18 protein-coding genes are annotated in these 16,707 nt (G+C 43.8%); 6 read left to right on the forward strand and 12 right to left on the reverse strand.

Annotation, left to right across the window (positions count from 1 at the left end):
- Nucleotides 1-20 precede the first annotated feature (20 nt).
- Nucleotides 21-3,134, forward strand: coding sequence for a CusA/CzcA family heavy metal efflux RND transporter (locus tag GQS54_RS07305; RefSeq protein ID WP_166423359.1), 3,114 nt, complete (start codon nt 21-23; stop codon nt 3,132-3,134).
- 97 nt (nt 3,135-3,231) lie between these two features.
- Here the strand turns inward: GQS54_RS07305 and GQS54_RS07310 are convergent, their stop codons facing one another.
- Nucleotides 3,232-4,320 carry a M20/M25/M40 family metallo-hydrolase gene (locus GQS54_RS07310; protein WP_166423360.1) on the reverse strand — a complete coding sequence of 363 codons (1,089 nt, stop codon included), beginning with the start codon at nt 4,318-4,320 and terminating at the stop codon, nt 3,232-3,234.
- Nucleotides 4,321-4,501: 181 nt separating this feature from the next.
- Between GQS54_RS07310 and GQS54_RS07315 the strand changes: the two genes are divergently transcribed.
- The 5 genes from GQS54_RS07315 to GQS54_RS07335 all read left to right on the forward strand — a co-directional run bounded on the left by GQS54_RS07315 (nt 4,502) and on the right by GQS54_RS07335 (nt 8,547).
- Nucleotides 4,502-4,984, forward strand: coding sequence for a TlpA disulfide reductase family protein (locus GQS54_RS07315; protein WP_166423361.1), 483 nt, complete (start codon nt 4,502-4,504; stop codon nt 4,982-4,984).
- 5 nt (nt 4,985-4,989) lie between these two features.
- Complete coding sequence (locus tag GQS54_RS07320) at nt 4,990-5,229, forward strand: DUF4266 domain-containing protein (protein WP_166423362.1); 240 nt, start codon at nt 4,990-4,992, stop codon at nt 5,227-5,229.
- Nucleotides 5,220-6,515, forward strand: coding sequence for a DUF3570 domain-containing protein (locus GQS54_RS07325; protein ID WP_166423363.1), 1,296 nt, complete (start codon nt 5,220-5,222; stop codon nt 6,513-6,515). Before GQS54_RS07320 ends, GQS54_RS07325 begins: the two co-directional genes overlap by 10 nt.
- 158 nt (nt 6,516-6,673) lie before the next feature.
- Nucleotides 6,674-7,609: an FAD:protein FMN transferase gene (locus GQS54_RS07330; RefSeq protein WP_166423535.1), complete on the forward strand. Its 936-nt coding sequence runs from the start codon at nt 6,674-6,676 to the stop codon at nt 7,607-7,609.
- A 167-nt stretch (nt 7,610-7,776) separates the two neighbouring features.
- On the forward strand, nt 7,777-8,547 hold the full coding sequence (locus GQS54_RS07335) for a DNA/RNA non-specific endonuclease (RefSeq protein WP_166423364.1): 771 nt from the start codon (nt 7,777-7,779) through the stop codon (nt 8,545-8,547).
- Nucleotides 8,548-8,603: 56 nt separating this feature from the next.
- On the opposite strand, the gene GQS54_RS07340 is transcribed toward GQS54_RS07335, so the two are convergent.
- From GQS54_RS07340 to GQS54_RS07390, 11 genes are all read right to left on the reverse strand, one after another.
- A complete protein-coding gene (locus GQS54_RS07340; protein WP_166423365.1) occupies nt 8,604-8,882 on the reverse strand; it encodes an HPr family phosphocarrier protein in 279 nt (92 codons plus the stop codon).
- Nucleotides 8,879-9,724, reverse strand: coding sequence for an RNase adapter RapZ (gene rapZ / locus GQS54_RS07345; RefSeq protein ID WP_158771341.1), 846 nt, complete (start codon nt 9,722-9,724; stop codon nt 8,879-8,881). Before rapZ ends, GQS54_RS07340 begins: the two co-directional genes overlap by 4 nt.
- A gap of 1 nt (nt 9,725) precedes the next feature.
- Complete coding sequence (gene ptsN / locus GQS54_RS07350) at nt 9,726-10,169, reverse strand: PTS IIA-like nitrogen regulatory protein PtsN (protein WP_166423366.1); 444 nt, start codon at nt 10,167-10,169, stop codon at nt 9,726-9,728.
- A gap of 15 nt (nt 10,170-10,184) precedes the next feature.
- The gene (hpf, locus tag GQS54_RS07355; protein ID WP_166423367.1) at nt 10,185-10,472 is read right to left on the reverse strand and encodes a ribosome hibernation promoting factor; all 288 of its coding nucleotides are present in this window, start codon (nt 10,470-10,472) and stop codon (nt 10,185-10,187) included.
- 25 nt (nt 10,473-10,497) lie between these two features.
- The gene (locus GQS54_RS07360) at nt 10,498-11,991 is read right to left on the reverse strand and encodes an RNA polymerase factor sigma-54 (RefSeq protein ID WP_166423368.1); all 1,494 of its coding nucleotides are present in this window, start codon (nt 11,989-11,991) and stop codon (nt 10,498-10,500) included.
- Nucleotides 11,992-12,113: 122 nt separating this feature from the next.
- Complete coding sequence (gene lptB, locus GQS54_RS07365; RefSeq protein ID WP_166423369.1) at nt 12,114-12,839, reverse strand: LPS export ABC transporter ATP-binding protein; 726 nt, start codon at nt 12,837-12,839, stop codon at nt 12,114-12,116.
- Entirely contained in the window at nt 12,839-13,435 is a 597-nt protein-coding gene (gene lptA, locus GQS54_RS07370) for a lipopolysaccharide transport periplasmic protein LptA (RefSeq protein WP_166423370.1), read from the reverse strand. The genes lptB and lptA overlap by 1 nt, the downstream gene beginning before the upstream one ends.
- Complete coding sequence (gene lptC / locus GQS54_RS07375) at nt 13,404-13,967, reverse strand: LPS export ABC transporter periplasmic protein LptC (RefSeq protein ID WP_166423371.1); 564 nt, start codon at nt 13,965-13,967, stop codon at nt 13,404-13,406. Before lptC ends, lptA begins: the two co-directional genes overlap by 32 nt.
- Nucleotides 13,964-14,518: a 3-deoxy-manno-octulosonate-8-phosphatase KdsC gene (gene kdsC, locus GQS54_RS07380; protein WP_166423372.1), complete on the reverse strand. Its 555-nt coding sequence runs from the start codon at nt 14,516-14,518 to the stop codon at nt 13,964-13,966. The genes lptC and kdsC overlap by 4 nt, the downstream gene beginning before the upstream one ends.
- The gene (locus tag GQS54_RS07385) at nt 14,518-15,489 is read right to left on the reverse strand and encodes a KpsF/GutQ family sugar-phosphate isomerase (protein WP_166423373.1); all 972 of its coding nucleotides are present in this window, start codon (nt 15,487-15,489) and stop codon (nt 14,518-14,520) included. The genes kdsC and GQS54_RS07385 overlap by 1 nt, the downstream gene beginning before the upstream one ends.
- A 6-nt stretch (nt 15,490-15,495) precedes the next feature.
- On the reverse strand, nt 15,496-16,458 hold the full coding sequence (locus tag GQS54_RS07390; protein ID WP_166423374.1) for a calcium/sodium antiporter: 963 nt from the start codon (nt 16,456-16,458) through the stop codon (nt 15,496-15,498).
- Nucleotides 16,459-16,707 lie beyond the last annotated feature (249 nt).

The following is a 16,707-nucleotide window of genomic DNA, read 5'->3' on the forward strand; positions in this document are numbered from 1 at the left end:
GTACCTAAGGAGAATTGCTAATGATGAGTGCTATTTTACGTATCTCAATAGAAAGACGAGGCTTAATGATGGGCCTGGCCATGCTCATTATTGGCACTGGTATATGGCGTTATCAACTCCTGCCAATTGACGCGGTTCCAGATATCACTAATGTACAGGTACAAATCAACACCGTCGCCCCTGGCTATTCACCTTTGGAAACTGAGCAGCGTATTACCTATCCAGTGGAAACCGCCTTATCAGGTTTGCCAAATTTATCCTATACCCGTTCGTTATCACGCTACGGTTTATCGCAAGTTACGGTGGTGTTCGAAGAAGGTACCGATTTGTACTTTGCACGCAATGTGATAAGTAACCGCTTGAGCAGTATTAAAAGTAACTTACCTCAAGGCCTAGAACCTGAATTGGGTCCTATTGCCACTGGTCTTGGTGAAATATTTATGTACACGGTGACCGCTGAGGATGATGCCCGTCGAGTAGATGGAAGTCCATTTGATGCCATGGCATTGCGAGAAGTACAAGACTGGATCATCAAACCTCAGTTAGCGCTAGTCAAAGGTGTGACCGAAATTAATGCTATTGGCGGTTTTGTAAAGCAATATCACGTGCTGCCCGATCCGCAAAAAATGCTCACTTTTGGTATCTCGTTTGACGATTTACAACAAGCTTTGCAACGCAACAATAGTAATCGAGGTGCGGGATACGTCGAACGTAACGGCCAGCAATTACTCGTGCGCAGCGAAGGTCAATTGGCCACAATTGATGAAATATATCAGCTGGTTATCAAGCATGTAGCAAGCACCCCGGTAAGGGTAAGCGATGTGGCCGATGTGGCTATCGGTAAAGAGCTACGCACAGGTGCTGCCACCCGGGACGGGGCAGAAACCGTAATCGGCACTGCCATGATGTTAGTAGGGGAAAACTCCCGCGACGTAGCACAAGGTTTGGCTGCAAAATTGCAATCTATTCAACAAACCTTACCCGAGGGCGTAAACGTAGAGGCAGTTTATGATCGTACGACACTAGTGGATAAAGCCATCAACACGGTGCAAAAAAACCTACTAGAAGGCGCATTGCTAGTCATAGTGATACTTTTTTTACTGCTTGGTAATATTCGCGCCGCGCTTATAACCGCGGCGGTCATTCCCTTAGCTATGCTAATGACCATAACAGGCATGCAGCGTATGGGCGTATCAGCCAACTTAATGAGTTTAGGCGCGCTAGATTTTGGCTTAATTGTCGATGGCGCGGTGATCATAGTGGAAAACGTAATCCGCCGTTTATCTCAAGTGCAGCACGAACTTCCATTAAAAGAACGCCTAACGTTAGTATATGAAGCAACGAATGAGGTTATACGCCCTAGTCTATTTGGCGTGATTATCATCACCGCTGTGTATATTCCCCTTTTCACCTTAACGGGGGTTGAAGGTAAAATGTTCCACCCGATGGCTGCGACGGTGGTCATGGCATTGCTCAGCGCATTGTTTCTGTCGGTAACTGTGGTCCCTGCTGCCATTGCCATATTTATGAGTGGTAAAGTCAGTGAAAAAGAGAGCATTTTAATCTTAGCAGCCAAACGGGTTTACCAACCGTTACTATTAATGGTGTTGAAGCTTCGCTGGTTGGTCTTAAGCTTATGCCTAGTGCTACTTGCTGGCAGTGCTTGGCTGGCAACCACGCTGGGTTCTGAATTTGTGCCACAGTTGAATGAAGGGGATATCGCCTTGCACGCCATGCGTATTCCCGGAACAGGAATTGAACAAGCGGTAATCATGCAACGCCAACTTGAAGCCCGCATTAAGCAATTCCCTCAAGTAGACAAAGTGTTTGCCAAAATCGGTACGGCTGAAGTGGCAACAGATCCTATGCCACCTAACGTAGCAGACAACTTTGTAATGTTAAAAACGCGTAGCGAGTGGCCTAACCCAAATTTATCGCAAAGTGAGCTGGTGACGCAAATAGAAACAGCTGTAAAACAGCTACCGGGCAACAATTACGAGTTTACCCAACCGATTCAGATGCGCTTCAATGAGCTGATCTCAGGTGTTCGAGCGGATTTAGGCATTAAGGTATTCGGCGACGATCTAGATGAGTTATTACGGGTAGCAAACGATGTATTGGCGAGCATTTCAGCTTTAGACGGTGTCGCTGATGCTCGGGTAGAGCAAGTAACAGGCTTACCGGTTTTTTCCATCGAGCCTAAACGCGTAGCGCTATCTCGTTTCGGGTTGAGCTTGGACGAACTACAAGACATAGTCGCTACTGCTATTGGTGGTGCCGATAGCGGAGTCATTTATCAGGGTGATAGACGCTTTTCGTTGGTTGTGAGGCTTCCAGAGATACTGCGTAATGACTTAGAAAGTCTGATGAACTTACCTATCGCTTTACGAGATGGAAACTATATCCCATTGTCAGAAGTCGCTACGTTAAAGCAAACGGAAACGCCCAATCAAATAAGCCGTGAAAATGGTAAACGCCGTGTTGTGGTAAGCGCTAATGTGCGAGATGTTGATTTAGGTAGTTTTGTAAAGTTAGCCCAGCAGCGTATCGCTGACCAGGTCACAATACCCCCAGGTTATTGGTTAGATTATGGCGGTACATTTGAGCAATTAGAGTCTGCTAGCCAGCGCTTGTCTATTGTCGTTCCGATTACCTTAGCGGTTATTTTAGGGCTGCTGATCATGGCATTTAGTTCCGTAAAAGACGCGCTAATCATTTTTAGCGGCGTGCCACTCGCGTTAACGGGTGGCGTAATTGCACTTTGGATGCGCGATATGCCTCTATCAATCTCAGCTGGTGTGGGCTTTATTGCACTGTCAGGTGTTGCCGTACTTAATGGCCTGGTAATGTTGTCATTTATTCGCCAGCGCTGGCAGGAAAATCATGACCTTATGGCGGCCATTATTGATGGAGCAATGACGCGGTTGCGCCCAGTGTTGATGACCGCATTGGTTGCCAGCTTAGGTTTTGTACCCATGGCATTAAATGTAGGTACCGGGGCTGAAGTCCAGCGGCCACTTGCTACAGTGGTTATCGGTGGAATAATTTCATCCACCATACTCACATTATTGGTATTACCCATTTTGTATCGCTTGGTGCACAAAAACGATAACAACCCTAATGAGGTAACATAGCATTGAAGTTTGATGCTTAACGCTTAACTAACAAATAAAGAAGAGGCCTAGCTAAGCACGATTAGCTGGCTCTTCTTGATGTATTGCCATATCAAACTCACTTCATCAACTTATCCATTGTTTCTTGATCGCGCAACGCACCGACGATCAGTGCTACGTTGGCTTGAAGTTGACTATTTAACCTACCGGCAAAAATAGGATTAAGACGTTCTAATCGGTCGAATTCTGTGTGCCAAATTTCTCCCCACTTTGTTTCGCTATCTGGTTCACAGCTGCCCAACGTTGGTTTTGAAAAACAACTCCAGAATGCACTGTTGGTGGTTTGAGAATATCCATCTTTTCCGCCTTTGCCTTCAATATCCATATTCGTAGCCTCAATGTAAGCGATAGGAATACCGCTACAAGCAAACGCTTGATGATCTGACCAATCGCCCGTTTCGCCCTGAGCAAACGCATCTGATTCGTCATGCAGTGTGAAAGCGACCTTAGGATTGACCCGCGTCTGTGCATAGGTAAGTAGGGCGTCGCGGAATTTTACACTGGTATTCAAATTCGGCTGAGCAACGTTCTTGCAGCTAAAGTCAGTACTTGATGCGCTGTGTATATAGAGCGTGTCACCCCCTATAACTGTATCTAAATTAAGCATTGCGACCACATTTTCGCGTTGGCCAGAAGCGAGTTGTTCTACGTAATATTTAGACCCAAGCTTGCCGATCTCTTCACTGCCAAAAAAGACTAGTTTTATACTAAATGGAAGGTTTTTTAGTTGACTTAAATGCTCGGCAACACTAAGTAAAACAGCAACACCACTAGCATTATCAGTCGCCCCCAAACTGCCTTGCTTTACACCGGTAGAATCAAAATGGGCACCGATAACTATTTGCTTTTCGCTACGTCCGGGGATCAATGTACTGACATTTGCCGACTGACCTGAAAAATCATCTAGCTCAATGAAAAAATTTTGTCGTTCAGGTATTAAATTTAAGTCCCGCAGCTGCTGACTAATATAGTCAGCAGCTTGTTGCTCTTCAACTGAACCGGCCGGCCTCGCGCCAATACCGTTTTTTTCACCCGCAAGCGCGATTAAATGCGTAAGTGTGCCAAGCGATTCTTTCTCTGCTCGGGTATCAAACGCCGCAACGGTGAGTAACCATCCACCTATGGCTAATAAGTAATACGACTTCATGTGGGGGTTATCTCAAGTGCAAAACGCGCATGATAGCCATCCACATAATATTTTACTAGTCAGTACATTCTGGCCTTATCTCGCGAGGTATTTTAATCGCATATTATTTCGTTAAATTAAGTATGCCTTAAGTTTCACTTATTAATGTGTGTGCAAATCATTTATATCTTTGAGTTTGATAATGCGCTTTTTTATAGCCTGTTTTGTATTGTATTTGGCGAGCTATGCCAACAACGGATACGCGTCCGTTGCGCCAAATTTCTCCCTTACGGTAAATTCTGTGCCGGTCCAGCTCAGTGAATTAAAAGGTAAAGTTGTTTATATAGACTTTTGGGCTTCTTGGTGTAAGCCCTGTCGACAGTCTTTTCCTTGGTTGAACGATATGCAGCAAAAATATGCCAAACAAGGCTTCGTTGTGGTCGCTGTCAATCTCGACACAGAAGCTGCATTAGTCAACGCATTTCTAGAAAAAATTCCAGCTAACTTTCCTATTGTTCTCGACCCTGATGGGGAAATCGCGCAGCGCTACGAGCTTATAGGTATGCCCAGTAGCTATTTAATCGCTAGAGACGGCAGTGTCCGCTTTAGTCACAAAGGGTTTTTCAGTGCCAAACAATCGGCCTATGAACAACAACTTGTCAGCTTATTACAAGAATTGGAGTAATCATTATGTTTAGTAAACCTACCATTAATCGCTTGCTTGTCGCCTCAGTGCTAGTTGCTACTTTGGCTTTAAATGGCTGTGCCAACTTAGGCGTTAAGCCGTGGCAGCGCGACCTACTTGCCAAGGACGAAATGGCGCTTGATGCCGAAGGTATCGATTTAGGATTAGATGATCATATTTATTTCAGCAAGGAGGCCACTAGCGGTGGTCGTTCATTTGCTGGCGGAGGCTGCGGATGCAACTAATAAAAAGTAAAAATCTAAGCGTTTCACTGGCGGCAGCAGCCTGCGCACTTTTAAATGTTGGCGCACAAGCAGAAGAAGCCCCAGCGGACGAATGGAAGTTCGATACAGCAATATTATATTACGGTGAAACAGACCGAGTACAGCTTGCTGAAGGCGTATTCAACGCCAATAAAGACTTTGGCGATCAGCGCATATTTAATGGCAAAATTGCCATTGATACCCTTACTGGCGCATCAGCATCAGGCGCGGTTGCCCAGCAAGAAGCCCAAACATTCACGCGTCCTTCCGGAAATGGCCAATATGTGGTGAATCCAGAAGAAACACCCCTTGATGACACATTCCAAGATACCCGAGTGCAACTCAGTGCCCAGTGGACTCAGCCCCTATGGGAGAATATGACCGGCAGTACAGGGGTACATTTATCAAAAGAGTACGACTACTTGTCGTTAGGTGTGAACGGTTCACTAGCGCGTGACTTTAATCAGAAAAATACCACGGTATCCGCTGGCGTCTCTTACCAGTACGACAGTATTGATCCGGTTGGAGAAGCACCTGTTGGCCTAACCAGCATGGTGGTTGATACAGGTCAGTTTGCTGATGAAACATTATTTGATGCCGCTTTCGATGCGACCCGTACTACTGATAGCAAAGACAAAAATACGGTCGATTTACTGTTAGGTGTCACCCAGGTAATAAACCGACGCATGCTAATGCAGTTTAACTACAGCTATTCAGTTGCAGACGGTTATTTAACAGACCCTTATAAGTTGCTAAGTGTGGTCAACAGTGAAGGGATCACCCAAGATATTCTGCACGAAAATCGTCCCGATAAGCGCACCAAGCAAAGTTTCTATTGGCAGACCAAATATGCCTCTGATTACGGTATTGCCGATGTATCTTATCGCTATGCTACAGATGATTGGGATATTGATTCTCACACGTTTGATTCGAGATTCAGAGTACAACTAACTGACAATAGTTACTTGCAACCGCACTTTCGTTATTACCAACAAAGTGCCGCAGATTTCTATCAACCGTTCTTAGTTGAAGGGACGTTACTACCATCAGTGGCTAGCGCGGATTATCGTTTAGGTGAGATGACAGCTTACACGATAGGCCTTAAATACGGACAAATGTTGGATAACGGTAAAGAATGGGCAGTGAGGTTAGAATACTACCAACAGAGTCCTAAAAACGCTGGTTTCGACGAGCCAGGCGCACTGCAAGGCTTAGATTTATACCCGAGTATTGATGCTGTCATCGCTCAGGTAAGCTATAGCTTTTAGCGTTAGTATTTCATAATGAATTTGGCTCAGGGTATACTGTCTGCTATCTGTTGGCTTACTTTAGCAACATTAGAACTGCCAACTAAGGTGAGTCAGTCTTGAGCCAAGTCCCATTATTAATCTCAAAAGGTGACTACTTTCATGGTCACTTTTTTTGCATGGCTAGTCCGTGTGAGGTGTTAATCGAAACCCAGGACACGCTACTCGCAAATCATATTCTTCAGCAAGTCGTCGTTCAAACTAGCCGTATTGAACAAAAATATAGTCGTTACATTGCGGGTAATCTTGTTGATCGAATAAACCACAGCAATAACAGTTGGGTACAAATAGACCAAGAAACGCATAGGCTATTAGCATTCGGGCAAACCTGCTTTGAGCTTAGTGGTGGCATGTTCGATTTAACATCGGGTGTGCTGCGAAAAATTTGGGATTTTACCGGTAACGGTCAGTTTCCACAGCCAGAGCAAGTAGCTGATATATTGAAGCACATTGGTTGGCAACATGTAGAATTTACCGAACAACATATTCGTTTGCCCGTTGGTTTCGAATTAGATTTTGGTGGCATAGGTAAAGAATACGCAGTGGATGCTGCTGCCAAACTTTGTACTAAACTTGCACCCACTATTTCAGTACTGGTTAATTTCGGCGGTGATATTCAAGTCACTCGGCCTAGACACCAGCATGCTTATTGGCAAGTCGGTATTGAGAGCCCTCAGCCGGATAAGAGCCCTCAGCGGAATGAGAGCCCTCAGCGGAATGAGAGCCCTCAGCGGGATGAAAGCCCTCAACAAGTAGCACCTTTCCAGCCAACAGAAGACGCTGCTAAAAACACCTACGCGATGGTAAAAATAGCCTCAGGTGGCTTAGCCACTAGTGGTGACGCACGGCGCTTTATTATGCATAACAACGTACGCTATAGCCATATTCTAAATCCCAAAACAGGTTATCCCGTCACTGGTGCCCCACGCTCAGTTACCGTCGCAACAGACTTTTGCATTCAGTCCGGCATGATAGCGACCATGGCACTACTACAAGGGAGCGAGGCGCAACACTTTCTACAAGCTCAACATCAAAAACATTGGTGTTACTGGTAGACATATATCAGGAAGCCACCTGCGATTCGTACTTTAAAGCTCTGCCCCTCTTTTTATAAGTCTTTCAATTAGCTAAATAATTTAATATTAATGTCACCGTCCCATGTGTATTTTACTGTATCATTTTGCTAATGATGTATGTGTAGAGAACGTTAAGAGCGCTGTAAATGAAGTCCTACGTATTAATACTTTTGGTGTTTATAACAAATACCTTATACGCCAATGTGTGCGGCCAATTTAACTGCCCAACTGGCGCACCAATAGACAACGATGTGATCGAACGCCCAATTTATATATTAAGTAACAATCACAATACGAAATTTGCCGATTGGGCTGCTTATCAAGTCACACCAGAAACAATTGATGGGCCGAGTCGTTCGCGCAGTTGGCGATCTGACCCCGAAATACTAAGCGAGTTCACATTAGAAACCGCCGACTATAAAGATGCCAATGCCGTTATCCGCACTGATCGTGGACATCAAGTGCCCCTTGCGAGTGTAAGCAATACCAGTGACTGGCGCACGACGAACTATTTGTCGAATATCACCCCGCAAAGCTCGAATTTAAATCAAGGTCCTTGGGTGAGGTTAGAATCAGCTGTACGAAACTTAGCGCGAAGCGGCAACACGGTTTATGTTGTAACTGGCCCGTTATATGAAGGATTTTTTGCCATCTTGCCGGGTGCAGATGAATCCCATGTTGTTCCATCCGGTTATTTTAAAGTCGTCGCTATGATTACACACTCAGGATACGTGCGAGCGTCGGCCTATGTTATGGAACAAAACAGCGCTCGCGCCGACAACTATTGCGTAAAAGAGGTCACGATAGACAATGTTGAGAGTCGCAGCGGTTTAAATATATTCCCTGCAATGAACGGCAGTAAGGAATACGCAGTGGAATCTCGTCTAGGAGGATTGAGCGGTATGTTAGGTTGTTAAAATAGTAGCTATTACGCTAGTCGCATTAAGTTGCCGTAAGATGACGGCAACGTGGTTTATTCACTTTCGTTAAACTTACCCACAATCAGCTTTTCCACTGCTTCCATGGCTTGCAGAGCATCTATTCCTTGGGAAATAACCAGTACTTCTTTGCCTTGACAACTTTCAAGCATCATCAAGCCGAGTACACTGCTAGCAGAGGCACTTTTATCATCTTGTACTATGGTGACTTCAGCGTCGAATTGATTGGTTAGCTTAACCAACTCCGTCGCCGCTCTTGCATGTAAGCCGAGCTTATTCACAATAAGTAAGGTCTTTTCTAATCGCTCACTCATCGATTAAGTTCTCGATGACGTATTTGTACATCAGGATGCGAAGCACTAAAGGTTTTAGCTAGCATTTCAACCACATAAACCGAACGATGTTGACCACCAGTACAGCCTATCGCAACGGTGACATAGCTGCGGTTATTACGCTCTAAATGTGGCAACCAAGTAGAAATCAAATTTTGAATTTGCCAGATAAACTTAGTTACTATGGGTTGCGAGCCAAGAAATATCTCTACTGGCGAGTCAAGACCCGTCAATGGTTTCAAATCAGGCTCCCAGTGAGGATTCGGCAAAAAACGAGCGTCAAATACGTAATCAGCATCTTTGGGAATACCATGCTTAAAACCAAAGCTTTCAAAGACCAATACTAACCGTGAACTCTTCTTGCCTAAAATACGTTCCCGGACTAATTCAGCAAGTTGATGAATCGATAGTTGGTCAGTATCAATGTACAAGTCAGCGCGCTCGGCAATAGGCGCAAGTAATTGGCTTTCTGCTTGAATAGCACCTGCTAACGATTTGTTCTGTTTAGATAACGGATGTAAACGACGGGTTTCGCTAAAACGTTTGATAAGTACATCATCGCTGGCATCTAAATAAAGAATGGTCATTTCCCATGTCGAAGGCAGATAATCAAGTATCTCTACCAATTCGTTGGGATCTTTAGGCAGATTGCGCACATCAATACTGACTGCCACTTGATCATACTCATCGACGACCGTATGGGTCAATGTAGGCAACAGGTTGACTGGGATATTATCGACACAATAGTAACCCAAATCTTCCAATGATCTTAATACAACGGACTTCCCTGAACCCGAACGTCCGCTTATGATAATAAGTTTCATATCAACTGAGTACCTGAAATAATGCTTGATCAGTCGTAGCGCTGCGCAATTCTTTCAAGACTTCTTTGTCACTGAATTTTTTGGCAATCGCAGATAAGGTTTGTAAGTGCTCGTTGGCCTTTTCTTCAGGCACCAATATAGCGAAAAATATATCCACCGGCATATTATCGATGGCATCATATTGAACCGGAGGTTGGCAAGTCACTAGTACAGCTAGGGTAGACTCAAGACCTTTTATACGGCCGTGAGGCAACGCAATACCGCCGCCAATTCCTGTGCAACCCATCTTTTCTCTACCACTTAAACTGGCTAAAATAGTGGCTTGGTCGATCTCAACAATATGCTCAGAGGCCACTTGGCTTATGAGCTCTAAGATGCGTTTTTTGCTAGAACCCTGAACTGCGCATAAAACGCAGTCAGGGTGAAGAATACTTGAAATTTCCATTATTTACCTGATGGGTTAATGGCGCTTAACTTTCTCTTTATGCTTAATGACTTGGCGATCGAGCTTATCAATAAGCCCATCTATCGCGGCGTACATATCGCTGTGTTCCATGGTTGCAAAGACATCTGCTCCATTCAAATGCATTGTTGCTTCAGCTTTCTGGTTCAACTTTTCTACATTGAGAATGACGTGAACATTGTTAATCTGATCGAAGTGCCGCTCTAGCTTGTTAAATTTAGTATCAACATAATCTTTAAGTGAATCGGTAACATCCACATGGTGACCAGTAATATTAATTTGCATAACGCCTCTTCCTTCTTTAATCAGCCTATAATAGGCTTTTTCGTTGGTTCGACGGGGGTATCATCAAAGATTCCCGGTATTTTGCTATTGTTCGCCTAGCAACCATAATGCCTTGATCAGCCAACAATTGAGCAATCTTACTGTCGCTTAACGGCTTACTGGGTTTTTCAGCCGCGACCAGCTTCTTTATCAACGCACGTATCGCGGTTGATGAACATTCTCCGCCAGTTTCGGTAGCAACATGGCTAGAGAAGAAATATTTCAACTCAAAAATACCTCTAGGGGTATGCATATACTTTTGCGTGGTAACACGAGAAATAGTCGACTCATGCATCTCAACCATCTCGGCTACGTCATTTAATACCATGGGCTTCATCATTTCAGGCCCATGTTCAAAAAAGCCCATCTGCTGCTGCACTATACAATTTGACACTTTTAATAACGTATCGTTGCGACTCTCAACGCTTTTAATAAACCATTTGGCTTCTTGCATATGCGAGCGAATAAATTGACTGTCACTAGTATTTTTTGCTTTACGACTCATGGCCGCATATTGCTGGTTTACGTTCAACTTTGGCAAACTGTCAGGATTGAGTTCGACAGTCCAGCGACCGTTCTTTTTGCTCACAGAAACATCAGGGATAACATATTCTGGTTCGCCTCTTATCAAAGCGCTGCCCGGGCGTGGGTTCAATGTTTTGAGCAGGCGCATAACTTCGCGTAAATCATCTTCTTTTAAGCGTGATTTACGCATTAGCGTCCGATAATCCTTACTGCTCAGTAAATCGGCATACTCACCTATCAGTGTTTTGGCTTCTTCTAACCACGGTGTATCTGGAGCAAATTGACGTAACTGAACCAATAAACACTCTTGTGGTGTGCGAGAACCAGAACCGATAGGGTCGAACATCTGAATCCGTTTCAGTACACATTCAACTTCATCAAGTTCTATCTCTTCATCGTCCATACTCGTCAGTACGTCTTCGACACTCATGGTCAAATAACCAGACTCATCAATAGAATCAATAATGGCCGTCGCTATCGCCACATCCGTATCGCTAAAATGCGTTAAGCGCATCTGCCAAAGCAAGTGATCTTGGATATTGTCAGTGGTTTCGCCTTGAAAAATTTGTTCGTCGTCGCCTGCTGATCCACTCGAAATACTCGACGCGGGTGCGGATGACGCACTGATGTACTCGTCCCAGGTGGTATCCATGGGCAAATCTTCAGGTATATCGTTTTTTTCTAACGCTTCACTTGCATCGATATTATCGCTGCTAGTTTCGACGATCTCATTGGTATCTTTAGACGCAGGGTCTAACGAATTATCGTTAAGTGCGCTGTCGCCAGATTCTTGGTCAGTAGGCTCTTCTATCTCCAAAAGCGGATTTGAATCCAACGCTTCTTGAATCTCTAGCTGTAAGTCCAGCGTAGAAAGTTGCAATAAGCGTATAGCCTGCTGCAACTGCGGAGTCATAGTGAGTGATTGACTAAATTTTAATTGTAAAGAGGGTTTCATTTACTTCTTTATTATGTCCGTTGCAAACTATCGATATGCTATGGTTGATTCAATTTGACTATATATGTCTCACCAAGCGCCTGATAAATATCTCGATAAAAAGAGTGGCTGTTTCATAGTAACTATAGCCTGAATTGTTCACCTAGGTATACATCTCTTACACGTTGATCACTTAATACTTCTTCGGCTGTACCGGAAGCAATCAATTCACCTTGGCTGACAATATATGCCTTTTCACAAACATCCAGTGTCTCTCGTACATTGTGGTCTGTTATCAAAACACCAATGCCTCGATCACGTAAATGTTGAATAATTTTCTTAATGTCATTAACCGAAATAGGATCGACCCCAGCAAAGGGTTCATCAAGTAAAATAAATTCCGGGTCAGCGGCAAGTGCACGCGCTATTTCGACGCGTCTACGCTCACCGCCTGACAAACTCATGCCAGCACTGTTTCGAATATGATTAATATTGAATTCGTCTAGTAATGAATCTGCCTGTTGCTCTCTTTGATCTGTCGTTAGCTCTTTGCGGGTTTGCAAAATAGCCATTAGATTTTGATGCACAGTCAACTTCCGGAAAATAGAAGCTTCTTGAGGCAAATAACCAATCCCTAAACGCGCCCGCATATGCATAGGTTGCAAGGTTAAATCTTGCTGATCTATACATATTTCGCCTTTGTCCAGCGGCACAAGACCCACGATCATGTAGAAGGTGGTTGTTTTTCCAGCACCATTCGGGCCGAGCAAGCCAACAATTTGGCCCGTAGAAACTTCAAGGCTTACATCCCGTACAACCTGACGAGACTTGTAGGATTTAGCTAAATGAGAGGCTCTTAAGGTCGCCATTATGGATTTACGTCCTGTTTAGATTGATCAGCAGGGTCACTTGCTTCATTTTTTTGAGAAATGTTCTTGTTATCAGAAGCCGTTTTTTTCGAAGGCTGAAAAATGGTGATGACTCGACCATTACCATCACTTTCGCCTTCTCCTTGAGCAACGATTTGCTCAAGTTCCATATTAAACGTAATAGACTCACCTTTAACACTACTATTATTTTGCTTTAATTGTGCATCGCCCTCCAAAGTAAGGGTGCGTAAATCACGGCGATACTCTATTTTATTCGCCGACGCTTCGATACTGCCACCGAGTTCCTGCTGCTGAGAGTATTTAGCGGGGCTACCAGTAGCGATAAACACTTCGTTTCCTTCGCCTTTACTAGCATCGACTTCCACTTCATCTGCGTAAACATTCAAGCTGCCTTGATTGATATGCACATCTTCACGAAAAATAGACTTTTTGGTTTTTCCGTCACCAAACTGAAACTTAGAGTCCACTTTTATGGCTTGTGTGAAATCCTCTTTGCCGGCCGAGCTCAATGGAGAAAATGTCAATGTTGCTATGGCAACTACGCTAAGGCCGAGGTTGATAAATGGTTTGCACATGATCAAGTAACTCATATTGTTGGGTAGATAAATTGGCTTTAAGGCCGTTGCTATTAATCACATAGTGCTGACCGAATATTTGCACGGGTTGGTCAGATTCCATGGTTTTGTCTATTAAATTTATTTCGATAAAATCAGTACGAATGGTACTGGCAAATCCTTGTTCGTCCTGATTACGTATCTCAACACTGTTCTCTAATTGAATACGGTTATCTTCATACAAGGTACCGTCTTTAGCCGACACTTGCCACGGCGATGCCTGTGATTCTACAAATATGGTGTATTGCGGCTGTTTAAATAGGGTGAAACCGAGCATTTCAAAGTGCTCCATCTTACTCGCAAACACTTGATGGCTTAAACGCCCTCCTTTATCGAATAATGTACTTAGCATCTCACTAGCCTGATAATTGGGTTGCCAAGCCGTCTCAGTTTCAGTTTGTGGGATAATATCTTCTTCAGCTAACCAGTCTGGTAAGTTGGTCGCAATGACTAACAAGAACAATCCGCCAATACTGAGTGTGAGGCGATTCATACGCTACTTCCGGTAACTTTATGTAGCTTACCTTTGGCATGTAAAATAAGATCACATACTTCACGCACCGCCCCAAAACCACCATTAATCTGGGTAATATATAAGGCTTCTTTTTTCACAAAGGGGTGGGCATCAGCAGTAGCAACAGCTATATGACTTAAAGTGAACATACCGACATCAGGCATATCATCACCCATTGATACGGTTGCTTCTTTACCGATTTTCAGCTGTTTCTGCAGAGCGTCTAAGGCATCAAACTTTTGTTCACAACCTTGAATAATATGCTCGATCCCTAGTGCAGACATTCGCTGATGAACAATTTTGGATTCCCGCCCTGTGATAACAGCCACTTGAACCCCAATTTTCAGTAGGGCTTTCACACCAAAGCCATCGCGAGTGTGAAACGCTTTAAGTTCTTCGCCTTGGTTACCCATGTAGATCCGGCCATCAGAAAAAACCCCATCCACATCGCAGGCCAATAATTTGATCCGAGAGAACTTGTCCATCAATGATGAAGATTTGTTTCCATATAGGGTATTTATGTCGCCCATTAAATCACTCCTGCAGCGAGTAAAGTCTGCATATTTATCGCCCCAACGGGCATATTTTGTTCATCTACAATAAACAACGAACTAATTTTTCGCTTTTGCATAACATTCAATACTTCTGCAGCAAGCGTGTCTTGTGAAGCGGTTATGCAGTTTGCTGTCATAACGCTTTCGATGCTAATAGTATGAATATCGACCCTTGCATCAAGCACCCGTCGTAAATCACCATCAGTAAAAATACCAAGCAGTTGACCATCTACAGCGACAATACCCGCCATACCGAGTCCCTTGCGAGAGATCTCAAGCAGTGCTTGACTAATAGTCTGTTCGGTTGTGACTAAGGGCAAAAACTCGCCCTTGCACATAATGTCATCTAGTTTGAGCAAAAGCTTGCGCCCTAGAGACCCGCCTGGGTGTGACAAGGCAAAATCATCTGGCGTAAAACCTCTCGCATCAAGAAGTGCTACCGCTAGCGCATCTCCCATCACGAGTGTAGCTGTAGTACTTGCCGTAGGAGCTAGCCCCAAAGAACAGGCTTCTTTTTCAACTTTGATACACAAGTTGACGTCCGCATATCTGCCTAAAGAGCTTAGCGGATTGTTGGACATAGCGATAATCGCAATACCTCGACGTTTTACAACAGGTAACAACGCCAACAGTTCAGATGTTTCACCTGAGTTAGAAATAGCCAACAAAACATCTTGTTCAGTTAACATCCCTAAATCACCATGATTGGCTTCTGCTGGATGCATGAAGAAGGCAGGGGTACCTGTACTAGCCAGTGTTGCCGAAATCTTATGCCCGATATGACCGGATTTCCCCATTCCACAAACTACCACCTTACCTTTGCACTTTTTCAGTAATTCACATGCAGCGACAAAATTTTCATCTATGTATTGCGTAAGTTGTGCTATTGCTTGCCCTTCTATTTCAAGCACTCGCAGGGCCGATTGAATGTAATCTACCTGACTCATTCTGGATTAACCTTGGTTAAATACGAAGTATTGATAAGCAACAAAGCAACCTAAAAAGATCATTGCCTCAAAGCGATTGATACGCCCTGCACCGCGCAAATTAAAACAAAAAATGACTAACAAAAAGGTTAGTCCCAGCATGGTGTAAATATCTCGGCTAGCAGCGTCGGGATCAACAGAACCTGGCGATATCAAACCTGGCATCGCCATTACTGCCAAAATATTAAATATATTCGAACCTATAATGTTACCCAATGCCAAATCATCTTCGTTTTTCAATACGCCGGCAATACTCGCCGCAAGTTCAGGTAAACTGGTACCAATTGCAATTATGGTTAAACCAATAACCAAGTCACTTAAACCAAAATGATGGGCAATCACAACGGCTGAATTAACCATGAAGTGGGCACTTAATGGCAATAATACCAAGCCAACTAGCAGCCAAATAATCGCATTTTTAGTGGGAACGTCAGAAGGCACTTCATTATCTGTTTCTGATTCCAGAGGGTCGCCTTTCTCCATATTAAAAGACATCCATGCGAGGCCACCAATTGTGAAAAAGAATAAAACGAACAACACAACGCCTTCGCTGAGCGACAAATATAAATCAGCAAGAAAATAGGTAGCCAGTAACGATACGGCCAATAAAACAGGCATTTCACGTTTAAGAGTAGTTGATGCGACCGTTAAAGGTTTAAGTAACGCAGTTAAGCCGAGAACTAAGGCAATATTAGTGATGTTTGAACCGATAGCGTTGCCGATGGCAGTATCTGTATTACCGTTTAATGAAGCTGTCGCCGAAACCATAATTTCAGGAGCGGAAGAGCCCATCGCAACTATTGTTAAACCGATGACCATGGGAGAAATTCCCATATTTCGAGCGAGTGCTGACGAACCGTATACGAATCTATCTGCACCCCAACTCAATACTACTAACCACAACAAAAATAATAACGCTTCAACTATCACGAAAACTCACTTCTTTTAAACTAATACCCAATTGTCGCAAAAAGCACTGCCTTTGCATATTCATGTATGACAAATAAACCCGCTAATTATAAATAAGACTGAACGATAAATATTCAATACGGGTCTTATACTTAACGGTTGAGTATAATGATTCCCTATACTGGCATTCGTTGCCGCTTTCTATGTTCGAAAAATACGAATATAACTTGTTACTTTTTGGCTTTGAGGTTTGCTCTTGAAAACACGTAT

The sequence above is a fragment of the Paraglaciecola sp. 20A4 genome, from assembly GCF_011378905.1.
Classification (GTDB): Bacteria; Pseudomonadota; Gammaproteobacteria; order Enterobacterales; family Alteromonadaceae; genus Paraglaciecola.